Annotated in this window: 22 protein-coding genes and 1 pseudogene; 15 read left to right on the top strand and 8 right to left on the bottom strand. The window is 70.5% G+C overall.

What is annotated here, in order from left to right; all coding sequences use genetic code 11:
* The coding region (locus VLI41_RS03255) for a M24B family metallopeptidase (RefSeq protein ID WP_325266622.1) at nucleotides 1–1,633 on the bottom strand (1,633 nt) is incomplete at its 3' end.
* Between the two features lie 95 nt (nucleotides 1,634–1,728).
* Here VLI41_RS03255 and VLI41_RS03250 point away from each other — a divergent pair.
* A complete protein-coding gene (locus VLI41_RS03250) occupies nucleotides 1,729–2,073 on the top strand; it encodes a GIY-YIG nuclease family protein (RefSeq protein ID WP_325266621.1) in 345 nt (114 codons plus the stop codon).
* 6 nt (nucleotides 2,074–2,079) lie between these two features.
* On the opposite strand, the gene VLI41_RS03245 is transcribed toward VLI41_RS03250, so the two are convergent.
* From VLI41_RS03245 to VLI41_RS03235, 3 genes are all read right to left on the bottom strand, one after another.
* Nucleotides 2,080–2,505 carry a hypothetical protein gene (locus tag VLI41_RS03245; protein WP_325266620.1) on the bottom strand — a complete coding sequence of 142 codons (426 nt, stop codon included), beginning with the start codon at nucleotides 2,503–2,505 and terminating at the stop codon, nucleotides 2,080–2,082.
* A 75-nt stretch (nucleotides 2,506–2,580) separates the two neighbouring features.
* Nucleotides 2,581–3,447, bottom strand: coding sequence for a 50S ribosomal protein L11 methyltransferase (locus VLI41_RS03240; RefSeq protein ID WP_325266619.1), 867 nt, complete (start codon nucleotides 3,445–3,447; stop codon nucleotides 2,581–2,583).
* A 41-nt stretch (nucleotides 3,448–3,488) separates the two neighbouring features.
* The gene (locus VLI41_RS03235) at nucleotides 3,489–3,941 is read right to left on the bottom strand and encodes a hypothetical protein (protein WP_325266618.1); all 453 of its coding nucleotides are present in this window, start codon (nucleotides 3,939–3,941) and stop codon (nucleotides 3,489–3,491) included.
* A 95-nt stretch (nucleotides 3,942–4,036) separates the two neighbouring features.
* Here VLI41_RS03235 and VLI41_RS03230 point away from each other — a divergent pair, with 95 nt between their 5' ends.
* Nucleotides 4,037–4,465 carry a DUF7662 domain-containing protein gene (locus VLI41_RS03230; RefSeq protein WP_325266617.1) on the top strand — a complete coding sequence of 143 codons (429 nt, stop codon included), beginning with the start codon at nucleotides 4,037–4,039 and terminating at the stop codon, nucleotides 4,463–4,465.
* Between the two features lie 37 nt (nucleotides 4,466–4,502).
* Here VLI41_RS03230 and VLI41_RS03225 read toward each other — a convergent pair whose 3' ends face one another.
* Entirely contained in the window at nucleotides 4,503–6,836 is a 2,334-nt protein-coding gene (locus tag VLI41_RS03225) for an ATP-dependent helicase (protein WP_325266616.1), read from the bottom strand.
* Nucleotides 6,837–6,937: 101 nt separating this feature from the next.
* Between VLI41_RS03225 and VLI41_RS03220 the strand changes: the two genes are divergently transcribed.
* On the top strand, nucleotides 6,938–7,165 hold the full coding sequence (locus tag VLI41_RS03220; protein WP_325266615.1) for a hypothetical protein: 228 nt from the start codon (nucleotides 6,938–6,940) through the stop codon (nucleotides 7,163–7,165).
* A 6-nt stretch (nucleotides 7,166–7,171) separates the two neighbouring features.
* Here VLI41_RS03220 and VLI41_RS03215 read toward each other — a convergent pair whose 3' ends face one another.
* Both VLI41_RS03215 and VLI41_RS03210 read right to left on the bottom strand, forming a co-directional pair.
* Complete coding sequence (locus tag VLI41_RS03215) at nucleotides 7,172–7,384, bottom strand: ribbon-helix-helix domain-containing protein (RefSeq protein ID WP_325266614.1); 213 nt, start codon at nucleotides 7,382–7,384, stop codon at nucleotides 7,172–7,174.
* Between the two features lie 39 nt (nucleotides 7,385–7,423).
* The gene (locus tag VLI41_RS03210; protein WP_325266613.1) at nucleotides 7,424–7,600 is read right to left on the bottom strand and encodes a DUF4169 family protein; all 177 of its coding nucleotides are present in this window, start codon (nucleotides 7,598–7,600) and stop codon (nucleotides 7,424–7,426) included.
* A gap of 60 nt (nucleotides 7,601–7,660) precedes the next feature.
* Here VLI41_RS03210 and VLI41_RS03205 point away from each other — a divergent pair, with 60 nt between their 5' ends.
* Together VLI41_RS03205 and VLI41_RS03200 are read left to right on the top strand one after the other, a co-directional pair.
* Nucleotides 7,661–7,897, top strand: a complete 237-nt coding sequence (locus VLI41_RS03205; protein ID WP_325266612.1) for a DUF2171 domain-containing protein — start codon at nucleotides 7,661–7,663, stop codon at nucleotides 7,895–7,897.
* A 90-nt stretch (nucleotides 7,898–7,987) separates the two neighbouring features.
* Entirely contained in the window at nucleotides 7,988–9,361 is a 1,374-nt protein-coding gene (locus tag VLI41_RS03200; RefSeq protein WP_325266611.1) for a M28 family metallopeptidase, read from the top strand.
* Nucleotides 9,362–9,365: 4 nt separating this feature from the next.
* Here the strand turns inward: VLI41_RS03200 and VLI41_RS03195 are convergent, their stop codons facing one another.
* The gene (locus VLI41_RS03195) at nucleotides 9,366–10,565 is read right to left on the bottom strand and encodes a pyridoxal phosphate-dependent aminotransferase (RefSeq protein WP_325266610.1); all 1,200 of its coding nucleotides are present in this window, start codon (nucleotides 10,563–10,565) and stop codon (nucleotides 9,366–9,368) included.
* 129 nt (nucleotides 10,566–10,694) lie between these two features.
* Between VLI41_RS03195 and VLI41_RS03190 the strand changes: the two genes are divergently transcribed.
* From VLI41_RS03190 to VLI41_RS03145, 10 genes and pseudogenes are all read left to right on the top strand, one after another.
* Nucleotides 10,695–11,426 carry a TVP38/TMEM64 family protein gene (locus VLI41_RS03190; RefSeq protein WP_325266609.1) on the top strand — a complete coding sequence of 244 codons (732 nt, stop codon included), beginning with the start codon at nucleotides 10,695–10,697 and terminating at the stop codon, nucleotides 11,424–11,426.
* A complete protein-coding gene (locus VLI41_RS03185) occupies nucleotides 11,423–12,037 on the top strand; it encodes a glutathione S-transferase family protein (RefSeq protein WP_325266608.1) in 615 nt (204 codons plus the stop codon). The genes VLI41_RS03190 and VLI41_RS03185 overlap by 4 nt, the downstream gene beginning before the upstream one ends.
* 209 nt (nucleotides 12,038–12,246) lie before the next feature.
* Nucleotides 12,247–13,827 (top strand): 2-isopropylmalate synthase, encoded by a 1,581-nt coding sequence (locus VLI41_RS03180; protein ID WP_325266607.1) that lies wholly within the window; start codon nucleotides 12,247–12,249, stop codon nucleotides 13,825–13,827.
* An 88-nt stretch (nucleotides 13,828–13,915) separates the two neighbouring features.
* Nucleotides 13,916–15,493 (top strand): OprO/OprP family phosphate-selective porin, encoded by a 1,578-nt coding sequence (locus VLI41_RS03175; RefSeq protein WP_325266606.1) that lies wholly within the window; start codon nucleotides 13,916–13,918, stop codon nucleotides 15,491–15,493.
* A gap of 1 nt (nucleotide 15,494) precedes the next feature.
* Nucleotides 15,495–16,304 (top strand): TOBE domain-containing protein, encoded by an 810-nt coding sequence (locus tag VLI41_RS03170; RefSeq protein WP_325266605.1) that lies wholly within the window; start codon nucleotides 15,495–15,497, stop codon nucleotides 16,302–16,304.
* 5 nt (nucleotides 16,305–16,309) lie between these two features.
* Nucleotides 16,310–17,083, top strand: coding sequence for a molybdate ABC transporter substrate-binding protein (gene modA, locus VLI41_RS03165; protein WP_325266604.1), 774 nt, complete (start codon nucleotides 16,310–16,312; stop codon nucleotides 17,081–17,083).
* A complete protein-coding gene (modB, locus tag VLI41_RS03160; RefSeq protein WP_325266603.1) occupies nucleotides 17,080–17,784 on the top strand; it encodes a molybdate ABC transporter permease subunit in 705 nt (234 codons plus the stop codon). The genes modA and modB overlap by 4 nt, the downstream gene beginning before the upstream one ends.
* Before the next feature lie 13 nt (nucleotides 17,785–17,797).
* Nucleotides 17,798–18,514, top strand: a complete 717-nt coding sequence (locus VLI41_RS03155) for an ABC transporter ATP-binding protein (protein ID WP_325266602.1) — start codon at nucleotides 17,798–17,800, stop codon at nucleotides 18,512–18,514.
* A 207-nt stretch (nucleotides 18,515–18,721) separates the two neighbouring features.
* The gene (locus VLI41_RS03150; protein ID WP_012522835.1) at nucleotides 18,722–19,765 is read left to right on the top strand and encodes a rod shape-determining protein; all 1,044 of its coding nucleotides are present in this window, start codon (nucleotides 18,722–18,724) and stop codon (nucleotides 19,763–19,765) included.
* Nucleotides 19,766–19,833: 68 nt separating this feature from the next.
* A pseudogene (locus VLI41_RS03145) lies at nucleotides 19,834–20,064 on the top strand (rod shape-determining protein MreC); the annotation flags it as partial.

The raw sequence follows: 20,064 nt of genomic DNA, 5'->3' as shown, positions 1-20,064 counted from the left end.
TCGGCCGCTCCCCCCCCTCGATCGCCTGCGGCTCGGTGACCACCTGCAGGTTCTCGATGCGGATGCCGTAGCCGCCTTCCTTGTAGTAGCCGGGCTCGTTGGAGACGATCATGCCCGGCCGCAGGGCGACCGAGTTGGGGGTCTTGGCGATCCGCTGCGGGCCTTCGTGGACGCCGAGGTAGGAGCCGACGCCATGGCCCGTGCCATGGTCGTAGTCGAGGCCGCGCGACCACAGGGGCTCGCGGGCGAGGGCGTCCAGCGCCGAACCGGTGGTGCCGAGCGGGAAGCGCACGCGCGCCAGCGCCAGGTGGCCCTTCAGCACCAGGGTGAAGCGCTCGCGCATCTCCTGGGTGGGCTCGCCGATCGCCACGGTGCGGGTCACGTCGGTGGTGCCGTCCAGGTACTGCGCGCCGGAGTCCACCAGCATCAGGGCGCCGGGCTCGATCCGCCGGTTGAGCCGCCTGGTCGGGCGGTAGTGGACGATCGCGCCGTGCGGGCCCGCCCCGGCGATGGTGTCGAAGGAGAGGTCCTTGAGCGCGCCGGTCGCTTCGCGGAAGGCTTCCAGCCTGGCGACCGCGGTCAGCTCGTCCGGCGGGTTCGCCTGGGCCTCGGTCCCCAGCCAGTGCAGGAACTGAGTGAGCGCCGCCCCATCGCGCACGTGGGCCCTGCGGGCGCCCTCGATCTCGGTCGGGTTCTTGCAGGCGCGGGGCAGCGCGCAGGGGTCTTCGCCGCGCAGCACCTGGGCGCCGGCGCCGGCCAGCGCCTCGAAGTACCAGGCCGAGGACTGGGCGGGATCGACCACCACCCGCTCGCCGCGCAGCTCGGCCAACGCCTGCGGCAGGTCGGAGGGCGGCTCCAGCCGCACCTCGTTGCCGAGCCACGGCCGAAGCTCCGGCGTCACCTTCTGCGGCTCCAGGAACAGACGCGCCGAGCCGTCGGCATAGAGCACCGCCTGGCCGAGCGGCAGGGGCGAACGGATGACGTCGCCGCCGCGCACGTTGAACAGCCAGGCGATCGAGGCCGGCGAGGTGATCACCGCGGCCTGCGCCCCGCGCTTCCTGAGCTCCTCGCCCAGCCGGTGGCGCTTCGAGCTCGATTCCTCGCCGGCATATTCCAGCGGATGGGGCACGACCGGGGCTGCGGGCTGCGGCGGCCTGGCCTCGCCCCAGGCCTGGTCGATGGGATTGGGGCTGACCGGCGTCAGCTCGGCCCCGGCCTTGGCGACGGCGGCCTTCAGCCGCTCCAGCGCATCGGGGCTGTGCAGGCGCGGATCGTAGCCGATCCGCTGGCCCCGGCCAGGCGCGCTCTCCAGGTAGGCGGGGACGCCGCCCTCCACCAGGTCGCGGATCTCGAACAGGCTCGGGTCCACCTGGTCGCGCACCTGCAGGGTGTAGCGGCCGTCCACGAACACGGCGGCCTTGTCCTTCAGGATCACCGCCGCGCCGGCCGAGCCGGTGAAGCCGGTCGCCCAGGCGAGCCGGTCGTTGGCCGCCGGCAGGTACTCGTTCTGGTGCTCGTACTCGTGCGGCACGAGCACGCCGTCCAGGCCCTGCTCGGCCATGGCGCGGCGGATCAGGGGGACGTGCTTCGATCCGAAGGAGCGGTCGGTGGTCTCGTCGAAGGACTGGCGCATGGACGGCGATTTAGACCCTGGGCGCGCCGAGGCAAAGCCGCGCGGCCGCGCGTGTTCGTTTTGCGGAGTCCGCGAACGCCGCTATGCGGCCACTCATGGAAAAGCAGACCCGCCGCGAGGCCATCCGCCAATACAAGGACCAGAAGCCCGAGCCCGGCATATTCGCCGTCCGCTGCGCCGCCACCGGCGAGGCGTGGATCGGCATATCGCGCAACCTGGCCCAGCAGCAGAACCGGATCTGGTTCTCGCTGCGGATGGGCGGACATCCGAACCGCGCCGCGCAGGCCGCCTGGAACGCACATGGGCCGGAGAGCTTCAGCTTCGAGGTGCTGGAGGCGGTCGACGACGAAGGCCTGAGCCGCCCCAGTCTGGACAGCCGGCTCAAGGATCGCGGCGGCCATTGGCGCGAAGAGCTCGCGGCCGGGAAGCTGGTCGGCTGACCTGGCCTACTGCGGGGGCGGCGGCGCGGCGTCCGTGTCGCTGGCATCGCGGCCCGCGTCGGCGGCGCTCGGCGCAGCGGGGACCGCCTGGGCGGCGCTGCGGGCGCCCGACTGGGCGGCGTTCTCGGTGACGTGGGCGGCGTGCTCGCCGGCCTGCTGGGCCGAGAGGCTCGCCTGGGCGGCGGCGCTCTGGGCGCTGGTGGCCGCGTTGTCCAGCGCCGCCTGGGTCGTCACCTGCTGCTGCGCCGCCTGCATCTGCTGGGTGTTGTTCTGGTTCATGAAGAACAGCACCGCCACGATCGCCACGACGGCGACGATCCCGGCCACCCACCAGCCGGCCGCCCCGCCGCCGGTGCGCACCTCCCGGACCGTGGTCGGCCCTTCGGTGATCGTGGTGGTGGTGCGCTCGACGTCGTCATCGCCGTTCGACATGGCCGGAAGTCCCTGATCTGGGCGGCCCAGCTTGGCCGTCCCGCGGAGAACCGCCTCCGCGACCGCCGGGTTCCGTCACGGGCGGCGGAGCACCAGCGTCGCCCAGGCGTCCCGGTGCAGCCGCCGCTCGAGGCGGAACCCCCGCGAGACGTAGGCCGCCAGCACCCGCCGCTGCTGGCTGCGGAGCAGGCCCGAGAGGATGGCGAAGCCGCCGGGCGCCAGCGCGCGCCCGATGTCCTGCGCCAGGGCGACGAGCGGCGGGGCCAGGATGTTGGCGAACACCAGGTCGTAGGGCCTGGTCGCCCGCACCGCCGCCGCGGTGAGCCCCGCAGCGCGCACGAAGCGCGCGCCGGCCGCGTTCAGCCTGGCGTTCTCGTTGGCGATACGCACCGAGATGGGATCGATGTCCGTGCCCATGGCGAAGCGGCTTCCCGTCCGCGCCGCGGCGATGGCCAGGACGCCGGTGCCGCAGCCCACGTCGAGGACGCGCGGAAAGCTGCGGGCTTTCAGCAGACCATCGAAAGCCGCCAGGCAGCCCACGGTCGTTCCATGATGGCCGGTGCCGAACGCCGCCCCGGCCTCGATGCGCAGGTTGACCGTGTTCGGCGGGGCGAGCCCCCGGTCGTGCGCCCCATAGACGAAGAAGCGTCCGGCCCGCACGGGCGGCAGGCCGGAGAGCGACAGGGCGAGCCAGTCGGCGTCGGCCAGGAGCTCGGTGGCGACCTGCAGGGCGGGGAAGCGGCCGAGCACCGCCTCGATCGCCGCCCGTTCCGGCGGTTCGGTCGGGAAGGCGTCGATGCGCCAGAGGCCGTTCGCCTCGTCCTCCTCCAGGATCGAGTAGGTGAGGGCCTCGGTCGCGGGATCGGCGTCCAGCGCCGCGGCGGCGGCCTCCGCCTCGGCCCGCGGCCCGCGGGCGATGATCTGGATGGCCACATCGCTCATCCGGCCCCTCTACCGGCCGGCCGATCGAAAGGCGAGGGCGCTCAGCCCTGGTCCGGCGGGGCGCGCAGGTCGGCGTCGCTTGGCGCGCCGCCGTCGAGGGAGGGGTAGCTGACGCGTGGGCCAGGCCCGTCGTCGCTGTAGACGGGCGCGGGTTCGACGTCCTGATCGCCCTCCCCGTCGACCGTGAGGCGATGATGCGGCTCGGCGGCCGTGCGCGGCGCTGAGGCCACCATGAACTGGGCCGCCGCCTGCTTCGCGTCGGAACCGATGACGTAGTCCGGAATCCGGCCGCGGTAGGCCGCATAGCTCACCGCGTCGTCATCGAAGGGACCGCTCGCCTGGGCGCGATCCGTTCCGGCCACGATCTGCGGCCCGAGCGGCCGGTTGTCGTAGCCGAGGTCGGGCTTCAGGGCGGCGCCCATCAACAGCCCGGCGGCCAGCGCCAGTCCCGCCCCGGCGTAGAGGGCCGTAACTTCTGCGAACCTTTGCTCCATCGGGGCCTAACAGCGCGCGTTCGCTCGATTGGTTCAGCGCCAAGCTGGCGCCGCGGCGTCCCATCGAGCGTTCTGAACGGCGGGAGATCGTTCGCATGAGCAAGTACCAGCCCCTGTCGGAGCGCCTCTCGGGCCATCCCGAACCCGAGTGGCGCGCAAGCTTCGCCGAGATCGAGGCGGTGCTGGGCTTTCCGTTGCCGAAGTCCGCCCGCAGCGGCGCCGCCTGGTGGGCCAACAACGGCGAGCGGCCGCACGTGCGCGCCTGGACCGGCGTCGGCTGGGAGGTCGCCGAGATCGATCCCGAGCGCGAGGCCGTCGTGTTCCGCAAGCCGCTCTCCGAGGCCGCCCTGCAGAACCCGCTCGTCGCTGACCAGGACGCGGGTCCCGAGATGGCGTCGCCGCGCGGGCGCGCCCGCCGCTGGGGCCTCGCGACGGCCATCGCCGGCGGCGCCGCGGTCGCCGCCGGGGTCGGCGCGCTCGTGGTGCGCGGGATCATGAAGCGGCGGCCGACCGGGAACTCCTAGTCCGCACCGGCCATGAAGGGCGGGTGAACCAACGTCCTCACCCCTTCTCGACGAAGGAGTCGATCACCTTCTTCTCGCCGGCCTTTTCGAAGGCGACGGTGAGCTTGTTGCCCTCGATCGCGGTGACCACGCCGTAGCCGAACTTCAGGTGGAACACCCGGTCGCCGCGCCCGTAGGCGCTGGCGTGGGACGCCTCGGAGACGGCCACCAGCCGCCCCTCGCCCTCGATCACCTGCTGGCGGCCGGGATGGCTTCCGCGGTAGCCCGCCGCCTGGGCCCTGCGCCAGCCGGGCGAGGCGTAGCCCGCGCCGAAATTGGCCGCCTCGTCCCAGCGGCTGCCGTGCTGCTGCATGCCGGGGCCGCCGCCGTAGTAGCCGGTCTCGCTGGTCGCCTCGACGTTGGCGAGCGGCAGCTCGTCCACGAAGCGGGAGGGGAGCTGGCTCGTCCAGCGGCCATAGACCTGGCGGTTGGCGGCGAAGGAGATGCGCGCCTCCTCCCGGGCCCGCGTCAGCCCGACGTAGGCGAGCCGGCGCTCCTCCTCGAGACCCTTCTCGCCGGTCTCGTCGAGGCTGCGCTGCGAGGGGAAGACGCCTTCCTCCCAGCCGGGCAGGAACACGATCGGGAATTCCAGGCCTTTCGCTGAGTGCAGCGTCATGATCTGCACCGCGTCGGCCGCCGGCCCGCGGTCGAGGTCCATCACCAGCGAGACGTGCTCGAGATAGGCCTCCAGAGTCTCGAACGCGGCCATGGACTGGACGAGCTCCTTGAGGTTCTCGAGCCGCGTCTGGGCGGTGGGCGTCTTGTCGAGGCGAAGCGCGTCGGTGTAGCCGCTCTCCTCCAGCACCATCTCCATCAGCCGCGGATGGGCGATCCGTCCCGCCTCCGCGCGCCAGCGGTCGAGGTCGCGCAGGAAGTTCGAAAGCGAGGTCCGGGTGCGGGCCGGCAGCTCGTCGGTGAGCACGATCTGGCGCGCGGCGCGGCTGGCCGGCACGCCGTTCAGGCGCGCGACCTGCAGCAGCTTCTGCACCGTGGTGTCGCCGATGCCGCGCTTCGGCGTATTGACGATGCGCTCGAAGGCGAGGTCGTCGTCCTCCGACTGGATGAGCCGCAGGTAGGCGTGGGCGTCGCGGATCTCCGCCCGCTCGAAGAACCTCGGGCCGCCGATCACCGTGTAAGGAATCTGCAGCAGCACGAAGCGCTCCTCGAACGCCCGCATCTGGAACGAGGCGCGGACCAGGATGGCCATCTCCCGATAGCGCCGCCCCCTCTTCTTCGCCTGCTCGACCTCGTCGGCGATCAGGCGGCTCTCGGCCTCGCCGTCCCACACCCCGCGCACCACGACCTTCTCGCCGCCTTGCGCTTCGGTCCACAGGGTCTTGCCGAGCCGGCCCTTGTTGGCCGCGATCAGCCCGGAGGCGGCGGCCAGGATGTGGCTCGTGGAGCGGTAGTTGCGCTCGAGGCGGATCACCTGGGCTCCGGGGAAGTCCCGCTCGAAGCGCAGGATATTGTCCACCTCGGCGCCCCGCCAGCCGTAGATCGACTGGTCGTCATCGCCCACGCAGCAGAGGTTCTGGCTCTTCTGGGCCAGCAGCCTGAGCCACAGATACTGGGCGACGTTGGTGTCCTGGTACTCGTCCACCAGGATGTAGCGGAACCGGCCGTGATATTCGGCGAGCACGTCGGGGTGGCTGGTGAAGATCGTCAGGTTGTGCAGCAGCAGGTCGCCGAAGTCGCAGGCGTTCAGCACCTTCAGCCGCGCCTGATAGAGGCGGTAGAGGCGCTCGCCCTTGCCGCCCGCAAAGTGGGCGCCTTCCTGGGCCGGCAGCTTCTCGGGCGTCCAGCCGCGGTTCTTCCAATGGTCGATGAGCCCGGCCAGCGCCTTCGGCGGCCAGCGCTTGGCGTCGATGTTCTCGGCCTCGAGCACCTGCTTGATCAGCCGCTCCTGGTCGTCGTCGTCGAGGATCGTGTAGTTCGATTTCAGACCGACCAGCTCGGCGTGGCGCCTGAGGATCTGGGCGGCGATCGAGTGGAAGGTGCCGAGCCAGCGCAGCCCCTCGGCCTGCGGCCCGATGATGGCGGTGATCCGCTCGCGCATCTCGCGGGCCGCCTTGTTGGTGAAGGTGACGGTGAGCAGCTCCCACGGCCGCGCGCGTCCGGTGGCCAGCAGGTGCGCCAGCCGCACCGTGAGCACGCGGGTCTTGCCCGTGCCGGCGCCGGCCAGCACCAGCACCGGGCCTTCCGTCGCCTCGACGGCCTGCCGCTGTTCGGGATTCAGCCCCTCAAGGTAGTCGCCGGCCGGCCCGCGCGGCCGGGCGAGGTCGCTCACGCGATGCGCAGGCGGGTCGAAGCCGGGGCCGGGGGAGTCGGTCATCGGAACATATGTAGCACGCCAGGCCGTCCGCTTAACCCTTGCGGCGGAACTTCGCAGGGCAGGTTATGTTGCCTTCCCGACGCCTCGTCGCAGAGCGAGCCATGGCCCGATCGAAGCCGCGCGACCCCAACACGCTGCCGCTGGCTCTGGCCGCGCTCGTGGTCATCCTGCTGATCCTGATTGCGGGGATCGTCTGGCTGCGGCGCGGGACCGAACAGGTGGCCGTTCCCCTGCCGCGCCCGCCCCTGACGTCCGCGCCGCATCTGCCCAATGCTCCGCCCTTGCCGCAGCGGCCGCACCTGCCCGTCCCGATCCCCACGCCGAAGTAGGCACACTCAGCGCTTCGAGGCGTAGCCCAGGACCGCGAGCCGGCAGGCGGAGGCGAGACCGCGGCCCACTCGCGCCGCATCGACCTCGGCGATCAGCCCGGCCAGGCTCACGCCGCGCGCCTTGGCCATCTCCTCCAGCACGGCCCAGAACTCCGGCTCGAGCGCGATCGAGGTGGCGTGGCCGGCCAGCCGAATGGATCGCTTGCGGAGCCCCGGCATCAACCCCCGCCTTGATCCGTCGCGTGAGGCCTGAGCACCTCACTGGTCCCGCTTCTTCGCCTCGTGCCCGCGCGCTGCACGCTCAGCCTCGAGCCTGGAGAGCTGAGCCTCGGCCTTGGTCCGGCCGAAGCGGACGCGGTTCCGGGCGGCCTCGGTCTTGGCCTGCGACCTGACGCGAGATTTGCGCGCCTTGTTCAGATTGATCGGCTCGGCCATCCGAAACTCCTCTGCGTCCGGAGCGTTGTCCGGCATCTCCCAAATCGATGAGGAACGAGCATGATCCAACCATCTGAAATCCGCGAGCACATGGAGGTGGTGGGCTCCGACGGCGGTCACGTCGGCCGCGTGGACCACGTGATGGGCGAGGAGATCGAGCTGGCCAAGATGGATATGGCCGCCGGCCTCAAGCATCACATGATCCCGCTCTCCTGGGTGGACCATGTCGAGGAGGACAAGGTCTGCCTCAACATGACCAAGGACGCGGCCAAGGACGCCTGGCGCGAGAAGCACTAGGACGTCGCCTCACGGGCAGGCTTCCGATCCCTCGCCGGCCATGGCAGGCTTCCTGCGCCCGGCGACGCGCCGCGGCCGGGAGCCTGCTGAGTGAAGTCATTTCCAGCCGCGCTCGCGGCGATCAGCCTCTTGGCCTTCGCCCCGAGCTCCTGGGCGATGAACGCGCCTGCGCGGGTCTGTGCGGCCTGTGTCAAGGCCAACATCGAGCGGCTGGCGGGCGACGCCCTGCACGGCCGCAGGTGCGGTTCCGATGACGAACACGCCGCGGCGGCGCTGCTCGTGGCCCAGCTCAAGCAATATGGGATCAAGGGCGCCTTCGACCGCGGCGGCTTCCTGCAACCTGTGCGGCTGTCCTCGCCTCGGTTCGCGAGCCCGCCGACGCTCGAGCTGTCCAGCGGGGCGCAGGCCCTGCGCCTGACCCTGGGCGACGAGATGGTGGCGCGCGAACTGCCGGCCACGCTGGACGCGCCGCTCACCCGCCGCAGCGCCGGCGCTTCGATCGGCGAGGTCGCAGGCAAGGTGGTGATCTACGAGCCGGCGGCGAGCGGACCGCCGCCGGGCGCGATCCTGAAGGCGGGAGCGGCCGCCGTGATCGTGCCGGCCAGCGAGGTTGCGCAGCGCCGCTGGGCCGAGATGTTGCAGCGGGCGGCCGGCAGCACGGACGTGATCGGCGGCCCAATGCACGAAGCGCCCACGGGCGGGGCGACCATCGTGCTGAGGCCGGCGGAGTTTGCGCGCCTGGCCGGCTTCGACGAGGGTCATGCGAAGCTCTCGGCTGTGCGCGGCGAGCCGATCGCGCGGCTGACCTACAATGTGGTCGGCGTGATCCATGGCCAGAGCCGTGACGCGGACCGGCGCGCGATTCTGCTCTCGGCGCATTACGATCACCTGGGGGTGCTCGACGGCGTGATCTTCCACGGGGCCGACGACGACGCCTCGGGCACGGCCGCGGTCCTGGAGTTCGCGCGCATCCTGGGCTCGGGCCGAAAGCCCAAGCGCACCGTCTACTTCGGCCTCTTCGGCTGCGAGGAGGAGGGCGAGCTCGGGGCCGAATACTTCCAGGCCCATCCGCCCGAGCCCACGGCCGACTTCGCCGCCAATCTGGAATTCGAGATGATCGGCGTCGACGACCCCCACAACCCGGGCGCGCTCATGCTCACCGGCTGGGAGCGCTCCGACCTCGGCCCGGCGCTGAAGGCGCACGGCGCGCTGATCGAGCCCGATCCCTATCCGGAGCAGCACTTCTTCCAGCGCTCGGACAACTACCAGCTCGCGCTCTCCGGCGTGGTCGCCCAGACGGTGACCGCCTGGCCGCTCACCCCCACCTACCACAGCGCCTCCGACGACCTGGCCCACGTCGACCTGGCCTTCATGGACCGGGTGATCGGCTCGCTGGTCGGGCCGATCCAATGGCTGGTGAACAGCGATTTCCAGCCACAGTGGAATCCGGGCGGCCGTCCCTGAGGCCTCAGCCGAGGGAGGCGCAGAACCGCTGGATCCGCGAGCAGGCCTCCTCCAGGTTGGCGTTGGAGGTGGCGTAGGAGATCCGGAAGAACGGCGAGAGGCCGAACGCCGCGCCGAACACCACCGAGACGCCCTCCGCCTCCAGCAGCTCGACCGCGAAGTCCTCGTCGGAGCCGATCACCTTGCCCGAGGGCGCCTTTTTCCCGATCAGCCCCTCGACCGAAGGATAGACGTAGAAGGCGCCTTCCGGCGTCGGGCAGCGGATGCCCCTGGCCTGGTTCAGCATCGAGACCACCAGGTCGCGGCGCTCCTCGAATTTCCGGGCGTTCGGCTTGATGAAGTCCTGCGGGCCGCTCAGCGCCTCGACCGCCGCCCACTGCGAGATCGAGCAGGGGTTCGACGTGGTCTGGCTCTCGACCTTGGCCATGGCCTTGATCAAGGGCTCCGGCCCGCCGGCGTAGCCGATCCGCCAGCCGGTCATGGCGTAGGCCTTGGAGACGCCGTTCATGGTCAGCGTCCGCTCGTAGAGGGCGGGCTCGACCTGGGCGATGGTGAAGAACGCGAAGTCGCCGAACACCAGGTGCTCGTACATGTCGTCGGTCAGGATCCACACCTGCGGGTGCTTCAGGAGCACGTCGGCGAGCGCCCTGAGCTCGGCCTTGGTGTAGGCCGCGCCCGAGGGGTTCGAGGGCGAGTTCAGGATCAGCCAGCGGGTCCTGGGCGTGATCGCCGCCTCCAGCTGCTCCGGCCGCACCTTGAACGAGGGCGCCTCGGTCATGATCGCCCTGGGCGTCCCGCCGGCCAGCGCCACCATGTCGGGATAGCTCACCCAGTACGGCGCCGGGATCACCACCTCGTCGCCGGGGTTGAGGGTGGCGATCATGGCGTTCCAGATCACCGGCTTGCCGCCCGGCGAGACGTTGATCTGGCCGGGCTTGTAAGCGAGGCCGTTCTCGCGCGCGAACTTGGCGCAGATCGCGGCCTTCAGCTCCGGGATGCCGTCGACGTTGGTGTACTTGGTCTTGCCGTCGCGGATCGCCCTGATCGCGGCGTCCTTGATGTTGTCCGGGGTGTCGAAGTCCGGCTCGCCCGCAGCCAGCGAGATGATGTCGCGGCCCTGCGCCTTCAGCTCGCGCGCTTTCGCGTCGGCCGCCATGGTGGCGGACGGCTTGACGCGGGCGAGCGCAGCGGATTCGAGCGACATGGCGGGCGGGGCTCCCGGATTCAGGGGAAGGAACGGGCGTGCCTTTAGCCTAAGCCGCCGCGCCGGGGAACCCGCGATGCTGCGGCGCACGCTTGACCCCCTGCGCCGAACGGGCGACCTGACGCCCACATGCGCCGGCTCCTCGCCTTCCTCACCAACATGGACGCCAAGGCCTGGCGGGCGCTGATCGTCTCGTTCGTGCTGTTCGGCGGCGTGGGTCTCGTCTTCCTGTTCGGGGCCCAGGTGCTGGGCTTCAACGGCGAGGCGACGGTCGAGCAGTGGCTGGGCGCGGCCAGCGGCCCATGGGCGCTGCCGGTGGCGGTCGCGGCCTTCGCGCTGCTGGCCTTCCTGGGCGTGCCGCAGTTCATGCTGATCGCCGCTTGCGTGGTGGCCTTCGGCCCCTGGGCCGGCTTCGGCTACAGCTGGGTGGGGACCATGGTCTCCTCGCTGGTCGGCTTCTACCTGGGCCGGGCCGCCGGCGCGCGGACGCTCTCCAGCTTCTCCGGCCAGGGCGTGAGGTCGTTCATGGCGCTGGTCGGCCGCAACGGCTTCGCCGCCAGTTTCATCGTGCGCCTGGTGCCCTCGGCGCCGTTCATCGTCGTCAACATGGCCGCCGGCGTCACGCCCATGCGGGTTGTGGATTTCGCCACCGGGACCGGCCTGGGCATCATCCCGAAGATCGTGCTCACCGCCTTCGCCGGCGATTCGCTGGCCCGGGCGATGAAGGGCCAGGGCGGCGCGGGCCACATGCTCGGGCTGGTGGCCATGGTCGCCCTCTGGCTCGGCATCGGCTGGTATGCGCGCAGGTGGCTGAAGGCCCGCGAGGCGGCCGTGGCGAAACCGGAGGGGGTTCAACGATGAAGCTGTTCCACGCCTGGGGCTCCTGTTCGCTCGCCTCGCTGATCGCCCTGGAGGAGGCGGGCGCGGACTACGAGCTGGCGATCATGAGCACCAGGACCGGCGACCAGCGGCGGCCGGAATATCTGGCGCTCAACCCCAAGGGCCGGGTGCCCGCGCTGGTCACCGATCGCGGCGTGCTGACGGAGACCCCGGCGATCCTGTCGTGGATCCCAGAGACGTATCCCGAGGCGCAACTGCTTCCGGTCGATGCCTGGGAACGCGCCCGGGCGCACGCCTTCAACAGTTATCTCTGTTCCACCGTGCACGTGGCGCATTCCCACAAGCACCGGGGCTACCGCTGGGCGGACCAAGCGAGCTCCTTCGCCGACATGACCCGCAAGGTCCCGCAGAACGAGATCGCCTGCCACCGGCTCATCGAGGACGAGCTGTTCGTCGGCCCGTGGGTCATGGGCGAGCAGTACACGGTCTGTGACGGCTATCTCTTCACGCTGTTCGGTTGGCTGGAGGCCGACGGTGTCGATCCGCGCCAGTTCGGGCGTCTGTTTGAGCACTCGCAGCGCGTCGGCGCGCGCCCGGCGGTGAGGAAGGTTCTTGCCAAACAGGCGGCCTGAAGCCGCAGTCCACGCAACAAGCTTGCCGCAACGGGCGTCATTCGGTACATGCAACCTATGCGCACGTGCTTGCAGAGCTTGCTGCTTCCCGAACTGGGGCTTAGCCGCCCCTGGGCGCCTTAGCTCAGCTGCGCGTCTTCGCGGCCGGGCGCTCAGGGGATCCGAACCCCCGCCCGACTGACCCGAAACCTCCGCGAAAAGATCCCGCCATGTCCGTTTCCGAAACGTCCGCGCAGGCCGCCGAGCGCGACCGCGTCGTCATCTTCGACACCACCATGCGCGACGGCGAGCAGTCGCCCGGCGCCTCCATGTCGCTGGAGGAGAAGCTGGAGCTTGCCAAGATCCTCGAGGAGATGAAGGTCGACGTCATCGAGGCGGGATTCCCGATCGCCTCGAACGGCGACTTCGAGGCGGTCCACGAGATCTCCAAGATCGTCCGGGACAGCACGGTCGCGGGCCTGTGCCGGGCGCACCAGATGGATATCGAGCGCTGCGCCGAGGCGCTGAAGCCGGCCAAGCGCGGTCGCATCCACATCGTCATCGCCACCAGCGCGCTGCACATGCAGCACAAGCTGCAGATGGAGCCCACCGAGGTGCTGGACGCCATCGCCCGCACGGTCGGCTATGCGCGCAACCTGCGCGACGACATCGAGTGGTCCGCCGAGGACGCGACCCGCAGCGACCGCGACTTCCTGCGCCGGGCGATCGAGACCGCCATCAAGGCCGGCGCCACCACGATCAACCTGCCCGACACGGTGGGCTACACCTATCCCAGCGAATACGCCGACCTGTTCCGCGAAATGATCGAGACGGTCGACGGCGCCGACAAGGTGGTCTTCTCCACTCATTGCCACAACGACCTGGGCCTGGCGGTCGCCAACAGCCTGGCGGGCGTGCAGGGCGGGGCGCGGCAGGTGGAGTGCGCGATCAACGGACTGGGCGAGCGGGCCGGCAACGCGGCGCTGGAAGAGATCGTCATGGCGCTGCGAGTGCGCGGCGACCGGCTGCCCTACGACACCGGCCTCGACACCACCCAGATCACGCGCGCCTCGCGTTACGTCTCGGCGATCACCGGCTTCCCGGTGCAGTTCAACAAGGCGATCGTCGGCAAGAACGCCTTCGCCCACGAGAGCGGCATCCACCAGGACGGGATGCTCAAGAACCGGGAAACCTACGAGATCATGCGGCCGGAGGACGTCGGCCAGGCGCCGTCGAGCCTGGTGATGGGCAAGCACTCGGGCCGCCACGCGTTCCGCGAGAAGCTGAAGGAGCTGGGCTACGAGCTCGGCCAGAATGCGCTCAACGAGGCCTTCCAGCGCTTCAAGGACCTGGCCGACAAGAAGAAGCACGTCTTCGACGACGACATCGTGGCGCTGGTGGACAACGCCCTGGCCAGCTCGGCCGACCGCATCCAGGTCAAGCACCTGCGGGTGATCGCCGGCACCGAGGGCCCGCAGGAGGCGTTCCTGACGGTGACCATCGACGGGGCGGAGAAGTCGGCCAACGCGACGGGCGACGGGCCGGTGGACGCGGTGTTCAACGCCATCCATGCGGTGGCCCCGCACGAGGCGATGCTGCGGCTGTTCCAGGTGCACGCAGTGACCGAAGGCACCGACGCCCAGGCCCAGGTGTCGGTCCGCCTCGAGGAGGAGGGCCGGATCGCCACGGGCCAAGCGGCCGACACCGACACGCTCACCGCCTCGGCCAAGGCCTACGTCAACGCCCTCAACAACCTCATGGCGCGCAAGGAGAAATCCGCGCCCGGGGGGAAGCTGGCGAGCGGCTTCTAGCCGAGCTCGAACTCCCACCAGAATTGTTGGGATTGACTTTCTGGCATCCCGTTATGCAGACTTGCTTCATAACGAGGCGGGTTCGCACATGAGATTCGAGGGGACGCTTGGTCTCGCAATGGGGCTGGTGCTGGCGAGCGCCGCGCCCGCGTGGGCAGGTGACCTGCGCGACGAGGAGATTGCCGCCCTCAAGGCCCAGGTTCAGGCGCAGGCCGCCGCGCTGCAGGCGCTGCAGGCCCGCGTGGAGAGCCTGGAAAGCCGTCCGGCTCCGGCGCCGCCGGTCGCAAGCCTTGCGACGCCCGCGGCGCCCGTGGTCCAGGATGGCCAAGCCAGAGCGACGCTGGCGGCCGGGCGGCCTGCAATTCAAAGCGCCGATGGCCGATTCACCGCGAACCTTCACGGCGTCATGCAGTTCGACGCCGCCCAGTACTTGCAGAATCGCCCGGGGCCGATCGCCGTCGACCTGCGGCGCGGCGCGGCGCCGAGCGACACGGCCCATGCGCGCGACCTCTCTTCCGGCACCGATTTCCGCCGCGCCCGCATCGGCGTGGACGGCAAGCTGTTCGGCGATTTCGAATACAATGTGCTGTTCGATTTCGGCGGTGCGGGCGAGGAGGACGCCGGGCACATTCAGGAGCTCTGGGTCCAGTACTCGGGCCTGAAGCCCTTGCATGTCCGCCTCGGCGCCTATCCGCCGGGGTTCGGCCTGGAGGACCAGGCCTCGACCAGCGGGGCGCCGTTCCTCGAGCGGCCGGCGGAGGCCGATATCGCCCGGGGCTTGGCCGGCGGGGATTTCCGCGAGGCGGCCGAGGTCTGGGCCGCCGGACGGCGCTGGTATGTCAGCGCGGCGGCCACCGGACGTCTGGTCGGCGTGGTCAACTCGCAGGCGACCGGCGTCTCGCAGCCCTTTGACAGCCAACTCGGCTACATCGGACGCGTGGTCGTATTGCCTGTGCTGGGCGATGACCGTCTGGTGCATCTCGGCGCCCATGCCGCCTATGTGGCCCGGCCGGCCGATGCGGGAGGTCCCGACGCGCCGACCGGCGCCGCACGATTTGCGATCACCCTGCAGGAGCGGCCGGAGCTGCGCGTCGACGGCACGCGCCTCATCTCGACTGGGGCGATCGACGCCCGCCACGCAGCCGTCGTCGGCGTGGAGTTCGCGGCCCAGTACCGCAGCCTATGGATCGAGAGCGAGCTCGATCGTTTCCGCATCGATCGCCGCGACGCCCCGGCGGGCGCGAGCGATCCCGGCTTCACGGGCTTCTACGTGGAGGGGAGCTGGATCCTCACCGGTGAGCGGCGACGCTACAATCCCTCGACCTTCGCCTTCGATGCGCCGCCGGTCGACCATCCCTTCAGCCTGGCGAACGGCGGCCTGGGCGCGATCGAGCTCGCGCTGCGCTACTCCGACATCGACCTGAACTATCGCCCCGGCGCCCCAGGGACCGCGCCCTCCCTGGAGGCGGTGCGCGGCGGCGACCAGCGCGCGCTGGCCGCCAGTCTCAACTGGTCGCTCAATCCGGTGGTGCGCTTGATGCTGCAGTACCAGGAGGTGCGGGTGGAAAGGCTCTCGCCATCGGCCAGTCTCTTCCAGACGCCTGTGGGGGCGCAGGTCGGACAGCGCTACCGCACGCTCGCCGTCCGCTCGCAGATGGCCTTCTGACGTGGCGGCCGCGTCCTCCAAAGGCGAAGCCGGCCTCACGGTCTCGGTCGGACTCAAGCGTGGGCTGTCCCCGCGCGTCAGCCTGGAGCGGGTCGCGCTCATCGAGGCGGTCGCCGAAACGGGCTCGATCATGGCCGCCGCCCAACGCCTGGGCTTGAGCTACAAAGGCGCCTGGGACATCGTCCAGGCGCTGAACAATCTTTTCGACGTGCCGCTGATCGAGGCCGCGCCCGGCGGCAAGTCGGGCGGCGTGGCGCGGGTCACCCAGCGCGGGCGTCAGGTCGCCGCCGCCTGCCGCCGCGTGCAGGCCGAGCTCGACACCGCGCTCTCCAAGCTGGAGACCGGGCTTGCGGGCGACCAGGCGCGGGACCTTTTCTGGAGCCTCGGCATGCGGACCAGCGCGCGCAACGCCCTGCGGGGCGAGGTCGAGACGATCATCCATGGCGCCGTCAACAGCGAGGTCACGCTCCGAATCGCGCCGGGCGTGGCCATCACCTCCGTGCTCACCGCTCGCAGCGTGGCCGAGCTCGGCCTCTCGCCCGGCAAGCCCGCGATCGCGCTCATCAAGTCGAGCTTCGTCGTGCTGGCCATCGGCGAGCGGCTCCGCACCTCCGCGCGCAACCAGATCCGGGGCGTCGTCGCCGCCCGCGAGGACGGCGCCGTCAACAGCGAGATCCGGCTGGACATCGGGGGCGGCAAGACGCTCGTCGCGACGATCACGCTGGAGAGCGCCGGGGCGCTCCAGGTTGCGGTCGGCGACAGCATGGTCGCGCTGATCAAGGCGCCGCACGTCATCCTGGCCGTGGAGTGATGCTCATGATCCCGACCCGCCGCGCCACCGTCGCCGCCATCGCAGCCCTCGGGCTGGTGGGCCAGGCGCGCGCCGCCGACTCGCCTGTGGTCGCCGCCGCCGCGGACCTCGCCTCGGCCCTGCCCGAGGTCGCCGCCGCGTTCCAGAGGCGGAGTGGGAAGTCGGTGAAGCTGGTGTTCGGCTCCTCCGGCGGCTTCACGCAGCAGATCCTGGCCGGCGCGCCCTTCGAGGTCTTCCTTTCGGCCGACGAGGGCTATGTGGCCAAGCTCGCCCGGGCGGGCCGCACCGAAGGGCCGGGCGAGCTTTACGCCATCGGGCGCATCGGGCTGTTCCTGCCGGACGGCTCGCCCCTCAAGAACGACATGAGCCTGCAAGACCTTGGGCGCGCTGCGCAGGACGGTCGGCTCACCCGCTTTGCGATCGCCAATCCGGAGCATGCGCCCTACGGACGCGCCGCCAGGCAGGCTCTGGAGCATGCCGGCGTCTGGGCCGCCGTCCGCCCCAAGCTGGTGCTGGGCGAGAATGTCGGCCAGACCACCCAGTTCGCCGCCTCTGGATCGACCCAGGGCGGGATCATCCCGCTCTCGCTGGCCGCCGAGCCGGAGGTGAAGCGCAAGGGAAAGTTCGTCCTGATTCCGGATGACTATTACGAGCCGCTCCGCCAGCGGGCTGCCTTGATCAAGCATGCGGGGCCGACGGCTCGGGCGTTCTACGGCTTCCTGCAGACGCCGGAGGCGCGGGCGATTCTGGCGACCTACGGCTTCGCGCTTCCTCGATGAATCCCGAGGTGGGCGGGATCGGCGCGAGCGGCATGGACTGGGAAGCCCTCGCCGTCTCCCTGCGTCTCGCCGGGTGGACGGCCATCATCCTCCTTCCGCTCGCGCTCCTTCTGGCCCGCGCCTTGGCGTTTCATCGCGTTCCGGGCAAGGGAGTCATCGAGGCGCTGGTGGCCGCGCCTCTCATGCTGCCGCCGACCGTCCTGGGCTTCTATCTGCTGACCCTCTTCGCCGGCGGCGCGCCGCTCGGCCGCGCCTGGGCCGCCGTCTTCGGTCATCCGCTGGCCTTCAGCTTCTCTGGCCTGTTGGCGGCGAGCCTGGTGTTCAACCTGCCGTTCGCGGCGCAGCCGATGCAGCGGGCCTTCGAATCCCTGCCTCCCGACGTGCGCGAGGCGGCCTGGGTCAGCGGACTTGCGCCTTGGGCCGCCTTCTGGCGCATCGAGCTGCCGCTCGCCTGGCCCGGGATCGCCTCGGCGTTCGCGCTGACCTTCGCGCACACGATGGGCGAGTTCGGGGTGGTCCTGATGGTCGGCGGCTCGATCCCGGGCCAGACGCGGACGCTTGCGCTCGCCATCTACGACCGCATGCAAGCCTTTGACTATCGCGCGGCGGGCGCCATGAGCGCGGCGCTGCTGGCGGTTTCCATCGTCGCGATCGCCCTGGTTCAGGGCCTCTCGCGCCGCGTGGGCCGGCGGAATGGCTGAGCGGGGCCTATCCGTGCGCCTCGCCCAGGCGGGGCCGATCCCGTTGGACGCGGCGCTCGCCTGCGCGCCGGGCGAGGTTCTGGGGATCGTCGGGCCATCCGGGGCCGGCAAGACCACCCTGCTGCGCGCCATCGCCGGGCTCTGCCGGGTGGACACCGGCCGTGTCGTCGTGGACGAGGCGGTCTGGTTCGATTCCGCCCTGGGACTGGACGTGGCGCCGCACCGGCGCGCGGTGGGCCTGGTCTTCCAGGAGCACGCGCTGTTCCCGCACCTGACGGCCATGGGCAACGTGGCGACCGCGCTCACCCATCGGCCGCGCGCCGAGCGCCCCATTCGCGCGGCGGAGCTGCTTCGCCGGGTGCATCTGGAAGGCCTGGAGGATCGCAAGCCCGCCGAGCTGTCGGGCGGCCAGCGTCAGAGGGTCGCGATTGCCCGCGCCCTGGCCCGCGACCCGAAGGTCCTGCTGCTGGACGAACCCTTCTCTGCGGTGGATCGGCGCACCCGCACCCGTCTGCACGCCGAGATCGCCGAGCTTAGGGACGGCCTCTCGGTTCCCATGCTGCTGGTGACCCACGACATCGACGAGGTCGTCCGCCTCGCCGACCGCATCGCGCTGCTCGACCGAGGCGAGGTCCGGCTCGAGGGAGCGACCTCCCAGGTGCTCGAAAGCCCGCTCGCCCGGGAGCTCGTCTGGGGCGAGACGGCGGCGCTGGCGAGTCGCAACGACTGAGACGCGAAAGCGGGCGCGAAAAATTCGCGCGCGACGGGAGAGCGCACACTGCTCTTTAAGCCTTGAATTCGACTATGCGGCAGGGCACACGAGACGAGGAAGCCTACCGGAAATCGTAGCGACTCGACGCACAATCAGAGGCGTCGATCCGCTGCGGAGACCGCGGCGGAACCCGGACCCTCCAGCCCCCAGTCGTCAGGGCCCTAGATGATCTCATCCCTCTTCGGCGCGATCTCCAACGATATCGCCATCGATCTCGGCACCGCCAACACCCTGATCTACATGAAGGGCAAGGGGATCGTGCTCAACGAACCCTCGGTCGTGGCGCTTCGCAACGTGGGCGGCCGCAAGGTGGTCCACGCGGTCGGCATCGAGGCCAAGCAGATGCTCGGCCGCACGCCGGGCCACATGGAGGCGATCCGCCCCATGCGCGACGGCGTCATCGCCGACTTCGAAGTCGCCGAGGAGATGATCAAGTACTTCATCCGCAAGGTTCACAACCGCAAGGGCTTCGTGAACCCGAAGGTAATCGTGTGCGTGCCGTCGGGCGCCACCGCCGTGGAACGCCGCGCCATCAACGACAGCTGCCTGAACGCCGGCGGACGCCGCGTGGGCCTGATCGACGAGCCGATGGCCGCCGCGATCGGCGCGGGCCTGCCGATCCACGAGCCGACCGGTTCGATGGTCGTCGACATCGGCGGCGGCACCACCGAGGTCGCCGTGCTGTCGCTCTCCGGCATCGTCTATTCGCGCTCGGTCCGGGTCGGCGGCGACAAGATGGACGAGGCGATCATCTCCTACATGCGCCGCAACCATAACCTGCTGATCGGCGAAACCACCGCCGAGCGGATCAAGAAGGAAATCGGCACCGCCCGGGCTCCGGCCGACGGCGAGGGCCTGTCCATCGAGGTCAAGGGCCGCGACCTGATGCAAGGCGTGCCGCGCGAAGTTCGGATCAGCGAGAAGCAGGCGTCGGACGCGCTTTCCGAGCCAGTCGGCCAGATCGTCGACGCGGTGAAGATGGCCCTGGAAGCCACCCCGCCCGAGCTCGCCTCCGACATCGCCGACAAGGGCATCATGCTGACCGGCGGCGGCGCTCTGCTGCGCGGCCTGGACGCCGAGATCCGCGACCACACCGGTCTGCCGGTGACTGTGGCCGATGATCCGCTGTCATGCGTCGCGCTGGGGTGCGGCAAGGTGCTCGAACATCCGAAATGGATGAAGGGCGTTCTCGAATCCACGCTAGCCTAGGGCCTCGCGACTCACGCGCCAGTCGGGGCGGCGGGGGGCTGCCGCGAACCACTGAGACGAGGTCCTGAGTGTCCTTACGGGACAGTCCGCTTGGCGAGTTGAAGGTCCCGCTGACCTGGACGGCGGCGATCGCCGTGATCGTCGCGATCGTGGCGGTGGTCGCGATCCTGGTGTCCGACCGGCGCGAGACCTTCCGCTCCGAAGCCTATGGCGCGACCCGCGGCGTGGCCGACCGGGTGCTGACCCCGGTGGGCGATGCGCTGTCGGCGCCCGGCCGCTGGACCGGCGACGGCATCGAC

The sequence above is a fragment of the Phenylobacterium sp. genome (assembly GCF_035475775.1).
Classification (GTDB): domain Bacteria; phylum Pseudomonadota; class Alphaproteobacteria; order Caulobacterales; family Caulobacteraceae; genus Phenylobacterium.
Note: the sequence above shows the minus strand (reverse complement) of the source record. Positions and strands in the feature narration are given on the sequence as shown.